Origin of the sequence: Secundilactobacillus paracollinoides DSM 15502 = JCM 11969 (assembly GCF_001311135.1) — a bacterium.
In the GTDB taxonomy this organism is placed as follows: domain Bacteria; phylum Bacillota; class Bacilli; order Lactobacillales; family Lactobacillaceae; genus Secundilactobacillus; species Secundilactobacillus paracollinoides.
Genome location: NZ_BBAG01000123.1, coordinates 1 through 2,789 on the forward strand (window position 1 = coordinate 1; position 2,789 = coordinate 2,789).

Sequence of the window (2,789 nt, forward strand, 5' to 3'; positions counted from 1 at the left end):
GTGGTTATTTGTGGAGCAAAAAAAATGAAGAGGAAAAGTTATTGCTAACTAAGGCCCTCTTTTACGGAAACACTGGGACGAATCTTGACCAATTATATAGATATTCTTTAAATGCTAATACAATTAGTGAGAAGTATAGGTTATTCCATAAATGGCGACGAGAACAAATGAATATTAGTTCTCGTTATGATTTGCTGCAACAACTGGAACGGTTGCAACAAACTGTACGGTTGCAACAACTGGAATATTCTGTAAAGGACTATCGTGAACTAGTCATCGATACTGATGATGTTGTTTACTGTGATCCACCATATGTTGGGACTTCACATAATTATGGTGGGTTCGACCATAAAGCGTTTGAGAATTGGTATCTACATGAATGCCCAGCAAAAGAAATTTATATTAGCGAATACACAAAGCTACCTTATACCGAGGTGGCTTTTAATTTTGGCAATAAGCAAAACTTTTCTGCAACAGGAAAACGTAGAGATGAGTTGCTGCTAAGAGTGGTCCGTTAAATGCCAAGGACAAGAAGATGCCGCTATCCTAACTGCCATGCAATGGTTGCGTTCCCTCACTACTATTGTCAGCAGCACTATGAGCATGAAGCTGAGTACTTGGCTAGTCGGCAACGTTGGGCACGCAGCAATGACAAACTTTACACGCACAAGTACAACACGGTCACACGTAATCGTGATGCGACAAAACGAGAACAATACAACTTCTATCGCACACGACAATGGGCACATCTAAGACAACAAGTCCTAGACCGTGACCATTACTTGTGTCAGTACTGCAAGACAATAGGAAAGCTTACGCCTAACAGCAAAACTGTAGACCATATTGTGCCCGTGGAAGCACAGCCTAATAGTAAGGCAGATATCAACAATCTAGTAGTGACATGCAGACAGTGCCATCATAAGAAGACCATCTGGGAACAAACATACTATGGTACAGGAAATGGTAATGAGCTTACTAATGCAGACCCAATTGAGAATATTGGTGAAATTGTCAAATTAATGAATGATCGACATCCTTAAAGGCACTTATTAGCTCGTTAGAGAGCGAATAGACAATGCACGATCATTTACATTAAATCAAAATAAAAATATCCCCCCCCGCCCCTATTTTAGCCAAAAAAGAGCACACACATTGCCATCATTTTGTGACGCAAACGATTTTTGAAAATTTTTAGGTAGGGGGGTCACCCAATAACGAAAGGAGACAGAGAAAATGAAAAAAGCGGATAAAGACGTCAACGACGGTCAATTAACGCGCACACCGCCAGCTTACTTAGGACGGCAAGCTAAGGTCGTTTGGCGTCGATTAGTGCCTTTTTTAGAGGATAACACCCCAGTTAAACGCATTGATAGCGGGCTTGTGGAGCAATATGCTTCCCAGTATGAGATTTACCGCAATGCCTATAAGCACATTCAAAAGAACGGTGAAGTCCAAGCAATCTATAAGACGTTGCAAGATCAGACTGGTCAAAAAATCGGTCAAGACTTTTTGGGCTACAAGCGTAATCCCATGACACAAATTTACGACTCAGCGGTTAAAAATCTGACTAAACTAGGCGCTGAATTGGGACTATCTCCTAAGTCACGTAGTGATTTGCTCAAGCTAAACTTAGATGATCACAAGGACGAGCGAAGCATTGGTGAACGTATGAAAGAATTTTTGGGAGAGTAAAAAAGACTACTTGTGAAAGGGGGTGATCTTATGAATATTGACCTTACTCAATCACACGATGTGTTAGGAGCATACCGTGGAATTGATGTTAAAAGTATTCGTGACGAATACACAGACGCAGGAACTCAGTATGCCTTAGATGTTTTAGATCAGAAGGTAACTACTGGTTATTTGATTAAACTAGCGGCTTTTCGCCATATCAGAGACTTGCAACGACAAGGTAGCGTTGAATTCCCGTTTACTTACTCGGTTAAAAAAGTAGACCAAGTGCTTAAATTTGCTTCCATCTGTCCGAACGTTGATACAGGCGAACCAACTAAGCTCATGCCGTGGCAGGAATTTTTTTAAAAATGGTACTATAATAATATATAGCTGATAGAAATCGCTTATTAGTAAATAGTTACTGCAAGAGAAAGGGGCTGGTTAACTATGGCAATCATTGATTTATTGCATCCGGTTTATATTGAATTGACGGGGTACACGTATAAGCAACCATCTAATTATGGGTTACTGCGGGCAATTTATAGCAATAAGAAAGATTTAAATATTTTGGCAATTGATACGGATAAATGTATTCTATTCAACAAAAAATCAAAACTTTGACGTGGGATTTAAAGCGGGCAACTAGAGAGAACTATAAGCCACTTTACTATGAAAGTATGCACGGGCTAAGCGATGAGAAAGTCCGCCGGTATCTTTTAGAGCATAAAAGCGAACTAGGTAAGGGCGTATACAGTGACTTGAGGGTATTAGATATCGCTCTAAGCATGGCCCGGACCACCCTCGACTATGTTGTACCAGACTTCTCTAAACGAAGCTTTAAGCCGGGAAATACGGGCGACTTGATTGGGGGCTATCTGATTGGTTCCTACTTTGGTTCAGATGGATTTAACTATAATCCAGACTGGGGAAAATAAGGGGTTATGGTAGATTGTAAAATTAATCCGAACGCTGTTCGGACAAAAAAGATCAGCTTCCTTTAAAATGGTGTTTACCACAAACCCATCTTTCAATGGAACAATGTAATCCTTACATTCCAACAATTCCACCAACTTTCTTTTTTTTCTTTGGAATTTGACTTGACGGGTTACGGTTTT

General features: G+C 40.2%; 4 protein-coding genes and 1 pseudogene. All 5 read left to right on the forward strand.

The features are described from left to right. A partial coding sequence (locus tag JCM11969_RS16290; RefSeq protein ID WP_173585434.1) for a DNA adenine methylase occupies window positions 1–518 on the forward strand: 518 nt, incomplete at its 5' end. Continuing rightward, entirely contained in the window at window positions 519–1,040 is a 522-nt protein-coding gene (locus JCM11969_RS16295; protein ID WP_054712928.1) for an HNH endonuclease, read from the forward strand. 193 nt (window positions 1,041–1,233) lie between these two features. After that, entirely contained in the window at window positions 1,234–1,692 is a 459-nt protein-coding gene (locus tag JCM11969_RS16300) for a phage terminase small subunit P27 family (RefSeq protein ID WP_054712931.1), read from the forward strand. Window positions 1,693–1,722: 30 nt separating this feature from the next. Then, window positions 1,723–2,034, forward strand: a pseudogene (locus JCM11969_RS16305) (terminase large subunit); the annotation flags it as partial. Between the two features lie 227 nt (window positions 2,035–2,261). Beyond that, window positions 2,262–2,609, forward strand: coding sequence for a hypothetical protein (locus tag JCM11969_RS18115; protein WP_156652825.1), 348 nt, complete (start codon window positions 2,262–2,264; stop codon window positions 2,607–2,609). Window positions 2,610–2,789 lie beyond the last annotated feature (180 nt).